This window comes from Gemmatimonadota bacterium, assembly GCA_040388625.1.
Lineage (GTDB): Bacteria > Gemmatimonadota > Gemmatimonadetes > Gemmatimonadales > Gemmatimonadaceae > Fen-1247.
This window is the reverse complement of record JAZKBK010000001.1, coordinates 306018-323782: the sequence shown is the minus strand read 5'-3', so window position 1 is coordinate 323782 and position 17765 is coordinate 306018. Positions and strand designations below refer to the sequence as shown.

17 protein-coding genes are annotated in these 17765 nt (G+C 62.0%); 5 read left to right on the top strand and 12 right to left on the bottom strand.

Annotated elements, in window-relative coordinates; genetic code table 11:
• Nucleotides 1-10 precede the first annotated feature (10 nt).
• The 6 genes from V4529_01435 to V4529_01410 form a co-directional block, all read right to left on the bottom strand.
• On the bottom strand, nucleotides 11-3049 hold the full coding sequence (locus V4529_01435) for a molybdopterin-dependent oxidoreductase (GenBank protein ID MES2356982.1): 3039 nt from the start codon (nucleotides 3047-3049) through the stop codon (nucleotides 11-13).
• Nucleotides 3050-3056: 7 nt separating this feature from the next.
• Nucleotides 3057-3590, bottom strand: coding sequence for a cytochrome c3 family protein (locus V4529_01430; GenBank protein MES2356981.1), 534 nt, complete (start codon nucleotides 3588-3590; stop codon nucleotides 3057-3059).
• A gap of 90 nt (nucleotides 3591-3680) precedes the next feature.
• On the bottom strand, nucleotides 3681-4436 hold the full coding sequence (locus tag V4529_01425) for a TrmJ/YjtD family RNA methyltransferase (protein ID MES2356980.1): 756 nt from the start codon (nucleotides 4434-4436) through the stop codon (nucleotides 3681-3683).
• Nucleotides 4437-4538: 102 nt separating this feature from the next.
• Nucleotides 4539-4691, bottom strand: coding sequence for a lmo0937 family membrane protein (locus tag V4529_01420; protein ID MES2356979.1), 153 nt, complete (start codon nucleotides 4689-4691; stop codon nucleotides 4539-4541).
• 71 nt (nucleotides 4692-4762) lie between these two features.
• Nucleotides 4763-5221 (bottom strand): hypothetical protein, encoded by a 459-nt coding sequence (locus V4529_01415; protein MES2356978.1) that lies wholly within the window; start codon nucleotides 5219-5221, stop codon nucleotides 4763-4765.
• A gap of 3 nt (nucleotides 5222-5224) precedes the next feature.
• Nucleotides 5225-6094 (bottom strand): D-Ala-D-Ala carboxypeptidase family metallohydrolase, encoded by an 870-nt coding sequence (locus tag V4529_01410; GenBank protein ID MES2356977.1) that lies wholly within the window; start codon nucleotides 6092-6094, stop codon nucleotides 5225-5227.
• A 201-nt stretch (nucleotides 6095-6295) separates the two neighbouring features.
• Between V4529_01410 and V4529_01405 the strand changes: the two genes are divergently transcribed.
• Nucleotides 6296-6928, top strand: a complete 633-nt coding sequence (locus V4529_01405) for a VTT domain-containing protein (GenBank protein ID MES2356976.1) — start codon at nucleotides 6296-6298, stop codon at nucleotides 6926-6928.
• A gap of 4 nt (nucleotides 6929-6932) precedes the next feature.
• Nucleotides 6933-7535 (top strand): superoxide dismutase, encoded by a 603-nt coding sequence (locus tag V4529_01400; protein MES2356975.1) that lies wholly within the window; start codon nucleotides 6933-6935, stop codon nucleotides 7533-7535.
• Between the two features lie 2 nt (nucleotides 7536-7537).
• Here V4529_01400 and speA read toward each other — a convergent pair whose 3' ends face one another.
• Genes speA through V4529_01380 form a run of 4 tightly spaced genes read right to left on the bottom strand, consistent with a single transcriptional unit; the run spans nucleotide 7538 to nucleotide 11741 of the window.
• Nucleotides 7538-9487, bottom strand: coding sequence for a biosynthetic arginine decarboxylase (gene speA / locus V4529_01395; GenBank protein ID MES2356974.1), 1950 nt, complete (start codon nucleotides 9485-9487; stop codon nucleotides 7538-7540).
• A 13-nt stretch (nucleotides 9488-9500) separates the two neighbouring features.
• Complete coding sequence (pdxH, locus tag V4529_01390) at nucleotides 9501-10106, bottom strand: pyridoxamine 5'-phosphate oxidase (GenBank protein MES2356973.1); 606 nt, start codon at nucleotides 10104-10106, stop codon at nucleotides 9501-9503.
• The gene (locus tag V4529_01385; GenBank protein ID MES2356972.1) at nucleotides 10099-10929 is read right to left on the bottom strand and encodes an ABC transporter permease; all 831 of its coding nucleotides are present in this window, start codon (nucleotides 10927-10929) and stop codon (nucleotides 10099-10101) included. The genes pdxH and V4529_01385 overlap by 8 nt, the downstream gene beginning before the upstream one ends.
• On the bottom strand, nucleotides 10926-11741 hold the full coding sequence (locus V4529_01380) for an ATP-binding cassette domain-containing protein (protein MES2356971.1): 816 nt from the start codon (nucleotides 11739-11741) through the stop codon (nucleotides 10926-10928). The genes V4529_01385 and V4529_01380 overlap by 4 nt, the downstream gene beginning before the upstream one ends.
• A gap of 132 nt (nucleotides 11742-11873) precedes the next feature.
• Between V4529_01380 and V4529_01375 the strand changes: the two genes are divergently transcribed.
• Nucleotides 11874-12974 carry an MBL fold metallo-hydrolase gene (locus V4529_01375; protein MES2356970.1) on the top strand — a complete coding sequence of 367 codons (1101 nt, stop codon included), beginning with the start codon at nucleotides 11874-11876 and terminating at the stop codon, nucleotides 12972-12974.
• 1 nt (nucleotide 12975) lies between these two features.
• Complete coding sequence (locus V4529_01370) at nucleotides 12976-14856, top strand: ABC transporter ATP-binding protein (protein ID MES2356969.1); 1881 nt, start codon at nucleotides 12976-12978, stop codon at nucleotides 14854-14856.
• A 77-nt stretch (nucleotides 14857-14933) separates the two neighbouring features.
• Here V4529_01370 and V4529_01365 read toward each other — a convergent pair whose 3' ends face one another.
• Entirely contained in the window at nucleotides 14934-16241 is a 1308-nt protein-coding gene (locus V4529_01365) for an amidohydrolase family protein (GenBank protein MES2356968.1), read from the bottom strand.
• Nucleotides 16242-16415: 174 nt separating this feature from the next.
• On the opposite strand from V4529_01365, the gene V4529_01360 reads away from it, so the two are divergent.
• Nucleotides 16416-16973: a DinB family protein gene (locus V4529_01360; protein ID MES2356967.1), complete on the top strand. Its 558-nt coding sequence runs from the start codon at nucleotides 16416-16418 to the stop codon at nucleotides 16971-16973.
• 112 nt (nucleotides 16974-17085) lie between these two features.
• Here the strand turns inward: V4529_01360 and V4529_01355 are convergent, their stop codons facing one another.
• Nucleotides 17086-17763 carry a lytic transglycosylase domain-containing protein gene (locus V4529_01355; protein MES2356966.1) on the bottom strand — a complete coding sequence of 226 codons (678 nt, stop codon included), beginning with the start codon at nucleotides 17761-17763 and terminating at the stop codon, nucleotides 17086-17088.
• Nucleotides 17764-17765 lie beyond the last annotated feature (2 nt).

Genomic DNA, 17765 nt, shown 5'->3' with positions numbered 1-17765 from the left:
CCGCGGACTCCTACGCGTGCGCCGGCTCGGTAGCCGGCGACGGGTGATTGACTTTCTTCAAGTAGACTACCGCGGTGAATGTGTTGAGCTCTTCGAATACATGATACGCACGCTCGTCCTTGATCAATCGCGTCACCGACCATGAATCGTCCGCCGCGTCGCCGAATGTGATGGCGCGCGAGGGGCACGCTTCCGCGCACGCAGTCGTGAATTCGTCGGGGCGCAACGGCCGGTTGTTCTCGAGCTTGGCGCGATGCTCCGCGCCGCGAATGCGCTGGACGCACATGGAGCACTTCTCCATGACACCCTTGCCGCGCACCGTGACGTCGGGATTGAGCTGCCAATTGAGCGGCTCGGGGAACGCGTACTGCGGCCGATGTGGCTCGCCGTATCCGAACCAGTTGAAGTAGCGAACCTTGTAGGGACAGTTGTTGGAGCAGTAACGAGTTCCGACGCACCGGTTGTAAACCTGAACGTTGAGTCCGTCCGGCGCGTGATAGGTCGCGTACACCGGGCAGACAGGCTCGCACGGCGCGTTACCGCAATGCTGGCACATCATGGGGATGAAGCGCGTCTCGAAATCGGCGCTGCCATCTTCCCCGCCCTCGTAATAGCGCTCGAGTCGAATCCACGCCATCTCGCGACTGCGTGTGATGTTCGCGCCGAACCCCGTGCGGTCCGGAAGTATCTGCGGCGTCTGCCAGTCGGCGCCGACCGTCGGAATGTTGTTCTCGGCGTAGCACGCGGTTACGCATGCAGCGCATCCAGTGCACCGCGCCAGGTCGATCGTCATGGCCCAGCGTCGCTTGGCCATGTTGCTCCAGTGATTCGGATTGTACATCCCGAGATCCTTGGAGGCTGGATCGCCGAAATCACCCTGCGCATCGTTGGCGACGGGCGACCGGAGTCCAGGCAGGAATTCGTGCGACGCGTCGCCGGGCAGATGCTCCTCTTCCGGCTCCTTGTGCTTCTCGGCACCAGCGCCGAGCTCACCTACAGGAATCGCGCGCGCGATGTCACGAAGATGCTGTCTTGCAGAGCCTTCGGTAGTTGCCAGCAGCATGCTGCCGCCGGCCTTCACGACCTTGGCTCTGGTGCTTACGAGTGCGATGCCGCCAGCTGCATTTTCGGCGAGTGGAACGAGGTCGTACGCGTTCTCGCCGGCCTTCGCATAGCGGCCGGCGTTGATGTGGCCGCGTCCGGTCGCGATCGCGATGGTGTCCTGACGAATGCCGAGATACAGGTAGACCGGAGCTGTAAGCGAGCCCGCGCTCGTCGTGACGGTAACGAGATCGCTGTTGTCCAGTCCCATCTTCGCTGCAGTAAGCGGATGCATCTCGACCACCGTCTGCCACGTGAGCTTGGTGACGGGATCGGGAAGCTCCTGCAGCCACGGCTTGTTGGCGCCACGACCATCACCTAGTACCGGGTGATGGTAGATGAACAGGAACATGTCGCCGGACGTCGAAGCAAGCGCAGGGGCCGCAGGAATCGCGGGAAGCGCAGGACGCGGCGCGGTGCGCGCGAGCGCGCTGCCGGCTACGATCGCGGTCGGGAGGCCGGCGCGCATACCTTCCTCACCGCCCGGAACGCGCGCGATGAGCCACGTGCGATAATCGGGCTCCGGATATTTCGCCGCCGTCGCCGGATCGCCCTTCGCAATCCTGATGAGCACGTCCGAAGTCGCGAGCGAATCGAACACGGGATCCATCGTCGGCTGCTGCAGCGAGAGCGTTCCCTTCACCGGCTCGGCATCGCCCCACTGCTCGAGCGAGTGATGATCCGGAAGAATCAGATCGCACATCTCGCTCGTGTCATTCATGATGCTCGCGAACGATACCTTGAACGGCACCTTCTTCATCGCCGCTGCGAAGCCTGTGCTCCGAGGCATCGTGTACGCCGGATTGGCACCGCGAACCATGAGCAGCGGTACGGCTCCGGAATTCATCCGGTCGCCGATCGCGCGGAGTTGAGCCTGCGGCGCGATTCCTTCGTAGCCCAGAAACGCCTGATCGGGGCGAATCGTGGTGCCGACCGCGCCGTTGGCGCGATTGAGCGCCGTGACGGCCGCGAACAATTCGGCGGAATTCGCGATGTGGCCGCCGGCGAGTACCAGCGCAGGCTTCGCTGCGCGATATTCGTCGACCACAGCCTGCAACCGCTTCGCGTCGACGCCACTCTGCTGTGCTGCGTCCGCCACCGGCATCTCGCCAGCGAGAGCGCGCGCGATCATCACTTCAGTGCCAGGCTTGCAGTCGAGCCACGTGTCGGCGTTCAGCCCGGTGAGCGAGCGTCGTGCGCCGACTGTTACCAGTCGCGGCGCGCCGACCAGCTTGGCGCGCGCATCGGCCCAGTCGAGCTGCTGCGGAACCGACGGTCCCCAGCCATCCAGAAAATCGGCGCCGAACGAAATTATGAGTGCTGCAGCATTGAAATCAAAACGCGGCCACGCCACGCCATACGCAGCGGTGTGCGCCGCGATCGCCTCGGTATCGACGCCAGAGTCGTAGCTCACATGCGCCGGCATGCCGAAATCGGCGAGCCACTGATCCAGAAACGCTGGAAACGAGCCGGACTCGTGTTGATTGATGAACACGGCGTTCGCCGCGCCACCGCGCGAGCGCGTCTCGCCCAGCTTCTGGGAAAACAGCTGGAGCGCCTCGTCCCACTTGGCCGCAACCAGCTTGCCGTTCTTGCGAATCATCGGCGAGCGGTAGCGATCGGGATTGTACAGCGCCTGTACTTCCGCCTGGCCCGTGGAGCAGAGCGCACCGCGGTTCACCGGATGCGCTGGATTGCCTTCGAGCTTGGTGGTGCGTCCGTCGCGCGTCTCTGCGATCACGCCGCAGCCCGCCGCGCAGCCTCTGCACGTCGTCGCGTAGTAGGTCGATACACCCGGAACGGTGTTGTCGGGAGATACCAGGTACGGGATGAGCTTCTCGACTCTATCCGATTCACAGCCAATGGACGCTGCTACCGCTGCGCCACCGCCGATGACCTTGAGAAAGTCTCTGCGCTTGATCCCCTTCGATTCTGTCTCGGTGCTCATACGGGGCTCAGTAGTGGCAGGCGGCGCAGTCGTAGCGCGCCTTGAAAGGCGGGTTCGACTGTCCGATGTGGCAGCTGACACACCAACCCATGTTCAGTGAGGAATACTGGTAAACCTGCGTCATGTTCTGAATCGGCCCGTGACAGGTCTGGCATGAAACGCCGGCGTTCACGTGGCTCATGTGCGGGAAATGGACGTATTCCGGAACCTTGTGCATCCGAACCCATGGCACTGGCTGCTTCTTGTTCCAGTAAGCCGCGAGCTTCTTGATTTCCGGCTTGTTCGTACCAACGAGTGCGTGACAGCCCATGCACGTGGCGACTGCCGGCAGTCCCGGATCTGGCGATTTGTTCGCGGAGAAGTGGCAGTACAGGCAGTTCATCTTCAGCGTCTGTACGTGCAGGGGATGTGGGAAATGAATCGGCTGTTCAGGGCTGAAGCCCTGCGACGTCGAAGCGCCGCTGAATGCCGAGAGCATAGTGGCCGCTGCGGCGATCGCGATGAATCCCGATACCGTGAGCCACTTCCTTCGCAACGCCATCCGCGAATTGTGGTTAAAGGCGAGTTAAACGTTCGGCTATGTGAAAATGTTCACAAGCCAAGTTGTCGTCCAATAATCACCCGTGCGGCCTTATGATGCAAGGCCGCGCTTGATGCGATCTATCGTGCGCAAAACCTCGATCGACATGGCGCGAAGCAGAGCGATCTCGCGCTTGTCCGGTGACGCACGGAATGCCAGCGACCTTATAGATCGCATGATTCGCTCATGGTGGCGCGTCTTGAAGAACTGGACCTGCTCCAGCGCCTTCTCCGCATCGCTGAACATCAGCTCATACTCGGCCGCGAGAGCCGCGGGCGCGTCGCGCTTGGGCGGAGCGATGTACCGGGTGGCGTCGGCCACTACCAGATGCAGCTCGTACAGCGCGAGCAGAACCGCCTGCGCCAGGTTGATGGAGCTGTGCTCGGTCGTCGAGATCGTCACGACGAGATGGCCGCGATCCATCGCTTCGTTGGGAAGTCCGCTGTCTTCTCGCCCGAACAGCAGCGCCACCTTCCCTTCCTGCGCTGCGGCCTGGATTATGGGAGCCGCCTCACGCGCGTCGGTAAGCACCCGTTTGGCCGCGCGCCGGCGGGCCGTGAATGCCGCCACCTTCACGCAATCGGCAAGCGCTTCGTCGAGCGTATCGAAATGCCTGATCCGCTCGATGATGTCGGCGGTCCCGTGCGCGATTCCAGCCAGCCGCACATCCGTGTACTCGCACGGCCGGACTAGTCGCAGGTCGCTGGCACCCATGTTCTTCATGGCTCGCACGGTCCCGCCAATGTTGACGGGATCCTGCGGCTCGTACAGTACCACGACTACGCGTGAGAGGATGGTTTCCGGCACGGCGTAAAGTACTACGTCATACAACGAAAACGGGAACCACGGCGTGCCCGATCCAACCGGCCGCCGTGGTTCCCGCGTTCCGAGCTGCGTGGTTCAACCGACCTAAAGCACAGGACGGCGTCCGGTAATAAGGCGATAAAGAACGACAATTATCGCCAGGACGAGCAGAATGTGGATAAGCCCGCCGGCAATCGGAAATACCAGAAAGCCAAGCAGCCATAGCACAAACAGGATCAGAGCAATGGTCCAGAGCATCGTTATAGCCTCGTCCGAAAAAATGTGAGCCGTCTAGCGCTCACCAAGCGCAACAGTCATACCGGCGCATCCTACTCACCCACCGGCCGCGACATTCCAGGGTCGATTTGGCCATGATGCTCATCCATCGTATGAGCCAGTTGCCGGCCGATGAGGATGCGCGTGGCCCGAAGATCGTGACCCATGTCGATGAGCAGGATGGCGAGATCGCCGCTCCCCCACAGAAGCCCGGCAAACACCACCAGACGGCTCACTTCGCCCAACAGCGTCGGAAGCGCGTTCAGCCCGCTCGTAACGAGTCCCGTGATGATTTCCGACACGAGCAGCAGGATCAGGACGACCGCCATCAGCTTGAAGAGCCGAGAGAGGTACTTGAGCCCGATGTAAGGCTCGAGGTCGGCTGCCCGCACCCGAACCTTGGGGCTGCTCACCGGCCTCCGTCCATGCTGGTCGTCCGACGATACCGCCGCAGCGTTATCCGTTTCGACCGTGTCGGCGCGCGGAACCACTCTCTCTATCGTGTCGGCCATTGCTCAGTCTCCTGTTCCAGTCCATCGTGCCGGGTAGCCGCGCGTGTCGATGTGCACGAACGGGCCATGCGACCCGTTCCCGATATAAACTCCACATCCACCCACCAGCGAAGGGTGCTGACGTTCAACTCGATCCACAGAAGCAAGTATCACGCGCGCGTCAGCAAGGTCGACCCGGCCGTCGTGATTCAGGTCACTCATACGCCCGGTGCCACTGTTGTCGATGTAGATGTCGGCGGCGTCGCCGTACATGTGCCGGCTCAGCGTTGCCCTCCCACTCGGATCGCCGCCTCCGCGGTTGTACTGTGGAGTGCGAAATCCGCTCATCACGTGAACACCTTCAGGATTCACGCCATGCGCGCGGAGATCATCCAGCACCAGCTCGAGCTTGTCCACCAGCTTCATGCTGACTACCACGTATTTGGGCCACACGTCGCTCTGATCGTGCGTGAGAAAATCCCTGATCTCGAAGTGCTGCGACAGCCTGGTATCCTCATTTGACTGCGTAACTTCGATGAAGCCGCTCGGCGCTCGATACACGACGCGGCCACCCCTGGCGGCGCTTGCACGCGGCCAGTTCCCGATGTAATACAGCCCGAGGCGGCCCCGATGTACGTCGGCGGCCGGCCGAGGTGTGATGAGACTGAAATCGGCCACGCGGCGAAGTGCACCGCCGGCTGCGATCGCAGCCTTCACGATTCCGGGCTTCTCGCTCGCGCCCCGAATCTCCGCGCGGAGCTTTCCGCTCTCTCCCGTGGCGTCGGCCTCGATGCTCGCGACGACTTTCCTGTTGACCGCGTCGGTCACGTAAGCTGCGGTTGGCGCATCCGCATCGCTCAGTCCGCTCACGACCGCGGCTGACGCAGGGGTCACGATGTTAACTTTGTCGCCTGACGCCCGTGCCGAGGCGATCGAAAAAGCCCAGGCGCATCCCAGCAGAACGACGAATGCGCTGGAAGCCTTTTCGAACACCTGTTCGGCCCGCTCGGACAGGCCGGTCCGAGGCGGCACGACGGTCCGGCCAGTCCGGCCGACAGGGCGGACGACCACCCCATCCACACTCATCCCTACAGAATGCACGGTTTATCTGAACTGTTCAACCGGCTGCGCGACGTTTCAGGGCTGGTGCAGGCGGCCGGATACACCGGCATGGCCGTAATCATTTTTGCCGAAACGGGGCTGCTGATCGGATTCTTTCTGCCCGGTGACTCGCTGCTCGTGTCGGCCGGACTACTGGGCTCGCAGGGATACATCGACGTATGGCTCCTGGGTCTCATTCTCAGTGTCGCAGCGGTTGCCGGTGACACCGTTGGCTACGCAATCGGAAAGGCGACTGGGCATCATCTGTTTACGCGCGAAGACTCGCTTCTATTCAATCGTAAACATCTCATAAAGGCACACGAGTTCTACGAGCGGCACGGTGGCAAGACCATTCTCATTGCGCGATTCATGCCGATCATCCGTACCTTCGCACCAGTAGTCGCGGGGATGGGTGAGATGCAGTATTCGCGGTTCATCGCCTACAACGTCGTGGGCGGAGTGGCCTGGGTATGGTCTATGCTGCTCCTTGGATACTCGCTCGGCCGGACATTCCCCGGCGTCGCGAAGCACATTGAGCTGATCATTCTGATTATCGTGTTTCTGTCCATACTGCCGGCGATCATCGCCCGGTACAGAACTCGCTACAAAACCAAATTGGAGACCTGAAGTCATGGCTTTTACGCTCCCCGCCCTTCCGTACGACTTTGCTGCACTGGAGCCGTCGATCGATGCACGCACAATGGAGATCCATCATGATAAGCATCATGCTGGATATGTGAACAATCTCAACGCCGCGCTCGAGAAGGCTCCCGAGCTGCAATCCAGGTCGCTCGACGATCTGCTGCAGCATCTCGATTCGATTCCCGAATCGATTCGCACGGCGGTGCGCAACAACGCCGGCGGCCACTGGAACCACTCCATGTTCTGGGAGATCATGTCACCCAAGGGCGGCGGCGAGCCGACGGGCAAGCTCGCGGACGCGATCAAGAAGTCGTTTGGCGATTTCGGGACGTTCCAGACGCAGTTCGCAGACGCTGCCGCCAAGCGCTTCGGCTCAGGCTGGGCCTGGCTCGTAAAGGATGGCAGCAAGCTGACCATCACGAGCACGCCGAATCAGGACACGCCGGTCATGGAAAAGAAGCATCCAATACTCGGCGTCGACGTATGGGAACATGCGTACTACCTCAAGTACCAGAACAAGCGCGGCGATTACGTCAGCGCGTGGTGGAACGTGGTGAACTGGCCCGAGGTGGGACGGAGATTCGAGGCGTAAGGCTACCGCGCCGCGTCGCCTTCCAGATACGTGTAGCCTTCCAGGCCCGCCAGGTAATCAGCGATGAAGGCATTCGCCTCGTCGCGCGTGATGTTCTTCGCGTTGCTTACCTTGCGCCGGAAAGTCGTCAACAGGTCAGCGGCGCGGAACTGCACGTAGGCCAGCACTTCCGTTACCGTATCGCCGTGCACGAGGTCAGTGATCTCGTATCCGCGCTCCTTGAGCCGGATGTGCACGGCGTTCGTGTCCCCGAACAGATTGTGCAGATCGCCCAGTATCTCCTGATACGCACCCGTCAGGAATATTCCGATGACGTACGGCTCGCCGTCGTGGAACGGGTGCAGTTCCAGGCTCTGGCGCGGCGAGTTGCGATCGCCACCGACAAAACGGTCGATCTTTCCATCGCTGTCGCATGACACGTCCTGAATCGTGCCGCGACGAATGGGCTCCTCGTCCAGCCGATGCACGGGCATGATCGGGAATAACTGATCGATGGCCCAGCTGTCGGGAAGCGACTGGAACAACGAGAAATTGCAGAAGTAGCGATCGACCAGCGTCGCCTCCAGATCCTCGATGATCTCGGAGTACTCCTCGCGATCCTTGCGCGCCTCGCGCGCCACGGAATTGATCAACGCAAGATGCAACTGCTCCGCGCGCGCGCGGCCGCGAAGCGACAGCACGCCGCTAGCGAACAGCTGCTGGGCGCGCTCCTTGTCGAACGTCGCGTCGTGAAACACCTCACGCAGGCGACGCGTGTTGACGGTTTCAAGATCGGTCGCCATCTCGTGCAACAACGCGTGATCATCCTCATCCAGCTGAGGCGCAACGACTTCGGTGACGGATTCGACATCGATCACGCTGAGAAGCAGCAACGCGTGATGCGCAGTGAGCGCGCGGCCCGACTCGCTGATGATGTGCGGCATCGGCAAGTCTTCCTCGCGACACGCCTCGGCCAGCGTGTACACGATGTCGTTGGCGTATTCCTGCAACGTGTAGTTGACGCTGGCATGCGCGGTGGAACGCGTCCCGTCGTAGTCGACACCCAGGCCGCCGCCGACATCGACGTGCGTCACGTCGACGCCCATCTTGCGCAGCTCCGAGTAGTACCGCGCGATTTCCTGCAAACCGGCCTTGATGTATCTGATGTCGGTGATCTGCGAACCGAGGTGGAAATGCAGCAGATGAACGCAGTCCAGATAACCGGCGTCGGTGAGCTTGTCTATCACACGGACGAGCTGTGACGGGCTGAGCCCGAACTTGGACTTCTCGCCACCGCTTTCCGCCCAGCGTCCCGCGCCTTCTGCAAAGAGCTTGATGCGGATGCCGATGTTCGGCCGCACGTCGAGCGCGGCGGCAACCTGCAGCAGGACGTCCACCTCGCTCACCTGCTCCATGACGATGAAGACTTCATGGCCGAGCTTCTGGCCCATGAGAGCGAGGCGCATGAACTCCTCGTCCTTATAGCCGTTGCACACGATCGTGTGGCCGGTCGTTTCGGCAAGACCGAGTACTGCCTGCAACTCCGGCTTGCTGCCGCATTCCAGGCCGACCCCGTACGGCTGCCCGAACTCGACGATCTCCTCGACCACGTGGCGCTGCTGGTTCACCTTGATCGGGTAGATCGTGGTGTAACCGCCGCTGTAGTCGAATTCCTTGATCGCGTGCGCGAACCGTTCGTGCAGGTCTTCGATGCGCGAGCGAAGGATGTCGGAGAACCGAATCAGCAGCGGCATGCCGACACCCTGCGCTTCGAGGTCCATCGCCAGCTCGAAGAGATCCAGCTCCCGGCCGCGCTCGTCCTTGTCCGGGCGAACGACTACATGGCCCTTGGAGTTGATCTCGAAATAACCGTTGCCCCACCCTTCGATGTTGTAGAGAGCGCGCGATTCGTCGATGGTCCACGGCTCGGAGCCGGTTTGCGCGAATGGTTCGGGGTGGGATGTCGTGGTCATGCTCTGATTTTAATCAAGGGTAAAGTGCTGTGACGCGCCATGCATCACCTTCGCGCTCATACACGGTGCGGTCGTGCAATCGGCTCGCCCGGTTGCGCCAGAACTCGATTCTGTCCGGTACGACGCGAAAGCCGGACCAGTGTGGCGGCCGCGGGACGCTCGACCCTTCGAAGCGCACGGCGAACTCCGCCACCCGACGCTCCAGATCTCCCGGCTGTGTCATCGGGCGGCTCTGATCCGAGGCCCACGCGCCAAGCTGGCTCTCACGCGCGCGCGATGCGAAATACGCGTCCGCTTCAGCGTCGCTCGTCCGTTCGGCGCGACCCTCGATGCGTATCTGAATCTCCATCGGCGGCCAGTGGAAGCACAGCGCGCAGTAAGGGTTGGCGAGCAGCTCGCTCCCCTTGCGTCCTTCGTAGTTGGTGTAGAAGACGAAGCCGCGCTCGTCGAAGGCCTTGAGGAGCACGATTCGATTCGATGGGCGGCCGTCTGCACCGACCGTTGCCACCGACATCGTGTTCGGATCGGGGAAGCAGTCGCGCGGGAGCTCCGCCGTTGCGCGCGCGAACAGCTCAGCGAAGCGCTGGAATGGGTCGGAGAACGAAGTCACGTCAGCCAAGAGCCCGCATCCTGAATCGCACCAGAGCCGCCCAGGTGAATCCGCCCGTGAGCACAATCAGGGCAGCGATGATCGCAATGAATGGCATGTGCGCCACAGAAGGAGTGAGCGATGCGCGCAACCCCTCGGAGATGTAAACCAGTGGATTCACGAGTACCGCGTACTTGAGCCACGGAACCACGTCGAGTCCGCGCCACGGATAGTACGCGCAACCGAAGAAGATCATCGGTGTGATGATCAGACTGAACATGAAGCCGATCTGTTGCGGACTGATGAGCACGCCAAGCAGCAGCCCGAACGCCGATGCAGCTGCGGCGGACAGTACTACGACGAGCGTCAGCTCGGGAAAGTGAGAGAACGTGAATCCCGGCACCGGTCCCATCACGAGGCGTGCAAGCGGCAACACCACAATCGCGGCGATGATTCCCTGGATCATCGCGTTGACGATCTTCTCGATCGCAACGAGGTCGATGCTGATTGGCGCGAGCAGACGGTCTTCGATCTCCTTGGTCCAGCCGAACTCCGTGACCATGGGCAGCGTGACCGATTGCGCCGATGCGAGCATCAGGCTCAACGCAAGAATGCCAGGCAGCAGCGCCGCCTGATAGCCAGGCTGTGTGAAGCCCATTTTGGGAAGCAGATAACCGAATACAATCACGAACAGAATCGGCTGCATCACGGTTCTTATGAGAAAGAACGGCAGCTCGCGACGCGCGACTCGGAGATCGCGGCTGAGCAATGCAACGAACACGCGTCCCGCCGGAACGGGCGGATGCGGATTCGCGATGGACGCAACGGGCCATGGAGCAGTAGCGGCGCTCACGCGTCCCACCCCCGCCCCGACTTTGTGATGAAGAACGTTTCGAGCGAGCCGTCAGGCGTCTGGTTCTTGAGGTTCTCCGGCGTGTCGAGCGCGAGCAGGCGACCGCGATCGATGAGCGCGATGCGATCGCTCAGCTCGTCGGCTTCCGGCATGTAATGAGTCGTCATCACTATCGTGCGCCCCTGTGCGTGCAGATCGCGAAGTATTTCCCACAGCGAGTTGCGTGCATTGGGATCCAGTCCAACCGTAGGCTCGTCCAGAAAGAGGATCATCGGCTCGTGGATCAGGGCACGCGCGATCATCAACCGCTGTTGCTGTCCGCCGCTGAGTTGATCCACCTTCATGCGCGCCTTGTCCGCGATCCCCAGCCGCTCCAGAAGCTCCGTTGCGCGCCGCGCGGCTTCCTTGCGGTTCACTCCGAAATATGCGGCGTGATAGACGAGATTCTCCCACGCATCCAGCGCGCGGTCCGGATTCGGTCGCTGCGGTACCACCCCGATCCGTTGCCGCACCGTTACACTCTGGCGCACGACGTCGGCGCCGGCCACCCGAGCAGTCCCACCGGTTGGAATGACACGAGTCGTCAGAACGCCGATGGTCGTAGTCTTGCCGGCGCCGTTGGGGCCGATGAGCCCGAAAAATTCACCCTCGTTGACGACCAGGTCCAGCCCTTCAAGTGCGACTGTTTCGCCGCCGCCACGCGGTTCCGCACCGGCCGACGGCGCCCAGCCCGGCTGCGCGCCGGGAATGGCCAGTCCGCCAGCAGCCGGATACACCTTGCGCAATCCTTCGGTAACTATCGCCGCCGTCATGCGGACAATTTACCGGGTCGCGATCCCGGATGTGGGTCATCCCGAAACAGGTTCCGGCCGGCCGCTTTTTGATTCTGCTTATCTTGTTATGCCACACCTGAAAAGCCCGCCACTGCCCGCACCAGACGAATCATGAACTTTCGCCGATTCTACGACGACTCGCTTGCCCAGGCCAGCTACATGATCGCCTGCGAACGCAGCTCCGAAGCGATTGTAGTCGATCCGAACATGGACATCGAGACGTACCTCCGCGCGGCGCGCGACGAAGGTGTTCGGATCACAGCTGTAACCGAGACACACATCCACGCGGACTTCGCATCCGGCACGCGCGCACTCGCCGCGACGACCGGGGCCCAGGTGTACGTCTCCGGCGAGGGAGGCGATGGGTGGCACTATTCGTTCGCACGCGAGCCTGGTGTGAACATTCTGCACGCGGGTGACGAGATTTCTATCGGAATGGTGCGGCTCGACGTGCTTCACACGCCCGGGCATACACCGGAGCACCTCACGTTCCTGCTGACCGATCGCGCGCGGAGCGACGTCCCGGTGGGGGCGCTCACCGGAGATTTCATCTTCGTCGGCGACGTGGGCCGTCCGGATTTGCTGGAGCGCGCAGCCGGTCAGGTGGGAACGATGCGCAGCGCTGCGGCATCCCTGTACGCCTCGATTCAGGCCTTCAAACAACTCCCGGATCATCTTCAGGTCTGGCCCGGCCACGGGGCCGGCTCAGCCTGCGGCAAGGCGATGAGCTCTGCACCGCAATCGACGCTCGGCTACGAGCGCGTCGCCAACTGGGCTCTGGCACCGATGGCCGAGGCCGAGTTCATCGAGCGGGTTCTCGAGGGCCAACCCCCCGCACCGCCGTACTTCGGTACGATGAAAGCGCGCAATCGCGACGCGGCGGTGCCCCGCAGACTCACGCTTCCCCGCATGATGACGGGGGATGAGATCGCCGGTCTTGGCGCCAGCGCGAACGCAGTGATCATCGACGTCCGCAATGACGACGAGTGGCGCCGCGGCCACATTCCGGGCGCGGCACTGATCCCGCTTCCCACTCTGCATACGCGACTCGATGAAATTCCGCGCGACCGCGCGATCATACTGCACTGTCAGCGCGGCAGTAGATCGGCAGTAGCAGCGGCCACGCTCGACGCATTCGGATTTGACGACGTTCACGAGCTGAGCGGCGGAATGTCAGCGTGGGAAGCAGCTGGCCACCCTGTCGCGACGTAAGATGGCTGGTGCAGGCGTCCACGGTGGACGCGCTCGCGACCGCGCGGAGGCCGAGAACGCGACGTGGGCCGAGCGCCGCGCGGCTCTGAGGTATGTCCCGCCGCTCGTGCGGATGGTGTGGGAGACACATCGCGGCTACGCGCTCACCATGATCCTGCTTCGCGTCGCGCGGGCGTTCATACCTGTCGCGACGTTCTGGATCGGCAAGCTCATCATCGACGGAGTAATAGCGGCTCGGGCCGGCAACGGGACGCTCACAGCGCTGTGGCGCTACATCGCGATGGAACTCGCCATCGTTGCGGCCGGCGAGATCATGGCGCGCGTATCGGCCCTCGTGGAGAGTCTTCTGAGCGATCTCTTCTCGAACAGGATGAGCGTGCGGTTGATGCAACACGCTGCGACGCTCGATCTCGCACAGTTCGAGAACCCGGATTTCTACGATCACCTCGAGCGCGCGCGACGCCAGACGGTCGGACGCATCGCGTTGCTCACGCAGCTGCTGGGGATCGGCCAGGACTTTCTTACGCTCCTCACTCTTGCCGGCGCGCTCGTCGTCAACAGCCCGTGGCTGCTCCTGTTGCTCGTGATCGCGATCGTGCCGAGCTTCCTGGGCGAGACGCACTACGCATCGCTGGGATATTCGTTGCTGTTCCGCTGGACACCGGAACGCCGGCAGCTGGACTACCTGCGGTACGTGGGCGCAAGCGATGAGACCGCGAAGGAAGTCCACATGTTCGGACTCGCCGGCTGGCTCACGCGAAAGTACGACGAGCTGTCGCAGCGTTTCTTCGACGAGAACAAGAAGCTCTCCGTTCGCCGCGCGATCGTCAGTACCCTTCTCTCGTTCCTCGGCACAGTCGGATATTACGCCGCCTACGTGATCATCCTGTTGAGCGCGGTGCGCGGCCAGATCACTGTCGGAACGCTGACATTTCTCGCCGCATCCTTCGGCCGCGGGCGCGATGTGATCCAGAGCATCCTGATGGCTGCGAGCGGCGTGTACGAGCAGGCCTTGTATCTGCGCGATCTGTTCGAATTCTTCGACATGAAGCCCACGATTTCCGGACGCTTGAATGCGCCGCCGGTTCCCGATCCGATTCGGGACGGGTTCGTCTTTGAAAATGTTGGTTTCCAGTATCCCGGGAGCGAGGAGCGCTGGGCCGTCCGCGGCTTGAACTTCACACTCACTCCCGGCGAGCGAATCGCACTCGTGGGTGAGAACGGCGCCGGAAAAACGACGGTCACAAAGTTGCTCGCACGGCTGTACGATCCGAGCGAGGGGCGCATCCTGCTCGACGGGAAGGATCTTCGCGAGTACGATCTCGCGTCGGTGCGCTCGACCATCGGTGTGATCTTCCAGGATTTCGTGCGCTACGACATGCGCTTCGATGAGAACATTGGCGTCGGCGAGATCAACGCGGTCGAGCAGGCACTGGAGGGAATGGATCAACCCGTGCCAGCCTTGATAGAGAACGCCGCCGAACAATCGCTCGCAGCTTCGCTGCTTCCGCGATTCAAGGAAGGATACCGCCAGATGCTCGGCCGCAGATTCGAGAACGGCGTCGATCTGTCGGGTGGAGAGTGGCAGAAGGTCGCTCTGGCGCGCGCGTATCTTCGCGCAGCACAGGTCCTCATACTGGACGAGCCGACGGCGGCGCTGGACGCTCGCGCGGAATACGAAGTATTCCTGCGCTTCTCGGAGCTGGTCGCGGGGAGAATGGCGGTGCTGATATCGCACCGGTTCTCGACCGTACGAATGGCCGACCGCATTCTCGTGCTGCGCAACGGACAGCTCGAAGAAGAAGGCACGCACGAGGAATTGCTCGCCAATGCCGGTCTGTACAACGAGCTGTTCACGATGCAGGCGGCGGGCTACAAGTAGGGGAAAGTGGGGTCAGAGTCGTATTTCGAGCTTGCGCGTGAAATACGACTCTGACCCCATTTTCCCCATTTTCCCGATTACTGTTTGAATATCTCCCCGCCCTTCATGACCATGCGGACCTGGCGGATCGCGTGAATGTCCTTGAGCGGATCGCCTGACACAGCAATCAGATCTGCGTACAATCCTGGCTTGACGGCGCCGAGGCGATCGCCGAGTCCAAGTACGCGTGCTGAGGTTGACGTGGCGGACTGAAGCGCAGCGACCGGCGTCATTCCGTAATCCACCATCATCTCGATCTCGCGCGCGTTGTCGCCGTGCGTGAACACACCGACGTCGCCTCCGGCGACGATCGTGACTCCAGCAGCGAGCGCAGCCTTGAAGCTCGCGCGCTTGGCGGTGATCGCGGCCGGCTCCGGATCGATTCCCTTGCGCCAACCGCCGTATTGCGCGATTGCATCGCCTGCCGCAAGCGTCGGACACAACGCCACGCCGTGCTCGGCCATTAGGCGAAACACTTCCGGCGTTCCGCCATCGCCATGCTCGATCGTATTCACTCCAGCCAGCACAGAGCGGCGCATTCCTTCAGCGGTCGCCGAATGCACAGTCACCATTCTACCGCTCGAATGCGCGACTTCCACGATGGCTTTCAACTCTTCTTCCGTGAACGTCGGCTCCGCCTCGCCACGGGGACCCCATCGATAGTCGGCGTACACCTTGATCCAATCCGCACCGTGCTTGATCTGCTCACGCGTCGCGAGCATGACTCCGTCGATGCCGCTTGCTTCCTGGGCGCCCTGCGGCACGTCCCAGCGTGGATCGAATCCCTTGGGCCCGTAGCTGCCAGTCGCGACGATCGCGCGCGTTACGACGAGCATTCGCGGCCCGGGAATGATCTTCTGCTCTATCGCCTGTTTGAGGCCCACATCCGCGTCGCCAGCGCCCTCGGTGCCGAGGTCCCGAGTGGTGGTGAAACCAGCGAGCAGCGTGTTGCGCGCGCTGACGGTGGCTCGGGCAACACGCAATGCCAGCGGTTCCTTCAGGACCTGGTCGTTCCACGATGTCTCGTTGTACGGATGCAACATCATGTGCGAGTGAGCTTCGATGAGGCCCGGCATGAGCGTCGTCCCGGCGAGCGCGATCTGACGGGTACCGGCTGGCACCTCGACGCTGGCGCGCGGGCCAACGGCCACGATCTTCTCGCCACGCACCAGCACGACCCAGCCCGGCCGCTCGACGCCCGCGGGGGCGTCGAATACCTGGTCCGGGATCAGGAGTACGGGAGTTGCAGTGTCCGGTCTGACAGGTATCTGCGCCGAGAGCGGCGGCGCCAGGCCGACCGACAGGGCCGCAGCACCGATCAGAATCGAGGATTGAAGATTTTTCATGAGACAAACGTGGCACCGCTGGCGCGTTAATTCGAGAGGCTGCGAGTCGCGCCGCCGTCCGGCGGCGATCCGCGGCCGTTCGCAGCTTCATCCTTGCGGCCCCTGCCACGTGGAGCGCACGTTTCAGCAGTCTTCGGACGTCATAATTCCACCTCTCAAGGGAAGGCAGTAAAAATGCGCTCGATTCGTACCAGTATCGCGCTGTCTGTATGCATGTTGTCGGTTTCAGCCACGCTGCCGCTTGCCGCGCAGGAAACGCAGGCGAACCCCATCTCGACAACGTTGAAGAACGAGCTCAAGAGCTCGGAGCGAAACCTCGTAGCGGCCGCCGAGGCAATGCCGGCGGATAAGTATGGTTTCAAGCCAACGCCGGCACAGATGAGCTTTGGCCAGCTGATGCTGCACGTTGCCGGATCGAATGAGTTCATGTGCGCGACTATCGCCGGCACGAAGGCTCCGCAGCAAGCCAAACTTGCACCGACCGCCAGCAAGGATTCCATAGTTGCACGCATCAAGCAGTCATTCGACTACTGCACGACCACACTTGCTTCCGTCGACGACTCGAAGATGGGCGACATGGTTCCGTTCTTCGGCGGCAGAAAGATTTCGCGTGGTGGTGCGATGGTATCTCTCGTCGGAGACTGGTCCGACCACTATGGCGCGTCGGCGATCTATCTGCGCCTGAACGGAATCCTTCCGCCTACCGCACGGGGCGCAAAGCCGGAGATGTAAACAGAGACCTGCCTGGGATGAATGCAGAATGCCTCCGACTGATCGACGTGTGTCGATCAGTCGGAGGCATTCGTGTAAATGAATCCGCTACAACCGCAAGCTACTCGGCCAGCTACTCAGCGAGCGCCAGCATCTGCGCGGTGGTGCGATTGGCTGCACGCATCACCTTGTCAGGATAGCTGTGGCATCCCGGCGTGTTGCTCCCGTGAACGCAGCCGTTGTATCTGAGAAGTGCCGTGCGCATGTTGGGCGAATTGCGGACGTTGTCCTGCAGGATGCTTGCGCCGTGACAGATGTTGGATTCGATCGAGAACAGATTCGATGAGCTGCAACCCCACTTTCCTGCATGGTCCGGCATCACCTGCATCAGCCCGCGTGCGCCGACAAAGCTGCGCGCCGTCGTGTCCAGCGTCACGTCTTCGGTAAGCAGCACTCCGGCAAGGAGTGCGGGATCGAGATTGCGGCGGGTTCCCTCATCGACTATCGCGCCTGCGATCCGGTCGGCGGTGGCCTGATCCGAGGTGTAATGCTGCAGCACTTCGGAGAGCCGGAATGCCTCCCTGCTGAACGACGGAGCCTCGATGACCGCTCCGGCCATCTGGATTCCCGCTGCGGGCTGTCGCAGCGTGGGAGGTGGCAGCTGTGCGGTGAATACCACGCCCGCGACGAGAAGCGCGCCGGCGGCGATGAAGTGGCTCACCGACTTTACCGTTCCGATCCATCGTACGATACTGCGCGGCGTCGATTTTACTTCTGCCGGTGTCTCGCGTCTATCGAATAACTGAACCAAAC

Coding starts and splice junctions, on each gene's coding strand:
- V4529_01435 (MES2356982.1), bottom strand. CDS start 3,049: ATGAGCACCGAGACAGAATCGAAGGGGATCAAGCGCAGAGACTTTCTC.
- V4529_01430 (MES2356981.1), bottom strand. CDS start 3,590: ATGGCGTTGCGAAGGAAGTGGCTCACGGTATCGGGATTCATCGCGATC.
- V4529_01420 (MES2356979.1), bottom strand. CDS start 4,691: ATGCTCTGGACCATTGCTCTGATCCTGTTTGTGCTATGGCTGCTTGGC.
- V4529_01415 (MES2356978.1), bottom strand. CDS start 5,221: ATGGCCGACACGATAGAGAGAGTGGTTCCGCGCGCCGACACGGTCGAA.
- V4529_01405 (MES2356976.1), top strand. CDS start 6,296: ATGCACGGTTTATCTGAACTGTTCAACCGGCTGCGCGACGTTTCAGGG.
- V4529_01400 (MES2356975.1), top strand. CDS start 6,933: ATGGCTTTTACGCTCCCCGCCCTTCCGTACGACTTTGCTGCACTGGAG.
- speA (MES2356974.1), bottom strand. CDS start 9,487: ATGACCACGACATCCCACCCCGAACCATTCGCGCAAACCGGCTCCGAG.
- V4529_01380 (MES2356971.1), bottom strand. CDS start 11,741: ATGACGGCGGCGATAGTTACCGAAGGATTGCGCAAGGTGTATCCGGCT.
- V4529_01375 (MES2356970.1), top strand. CDS start 11,874: ATGAACTTTCGCCGATTCTACGACGACTCGCTTGCCCAGGCCAGCTAC.
- V4529_01370 (MES2356969.1), top strand. CDS start 12,976: ATGGCTGGTGCAGGCGTCCACGGTGGACGCGCTCGCGACCGCGCGGAG.
- V4529_01365 (MES2356968.1), bottom strand. CDS start 16,241: ATGAAAAATCTTCAATCCTCGATTCTGATCGGTGCTGCGGCCCTGTCG.
- V4529_01360 (MES2356967.1), top strand. CDS start 16,416: ATGCGCTCGATTCGTACCAGTATCGCGCTGTCTGTATGCATGTTGTCG.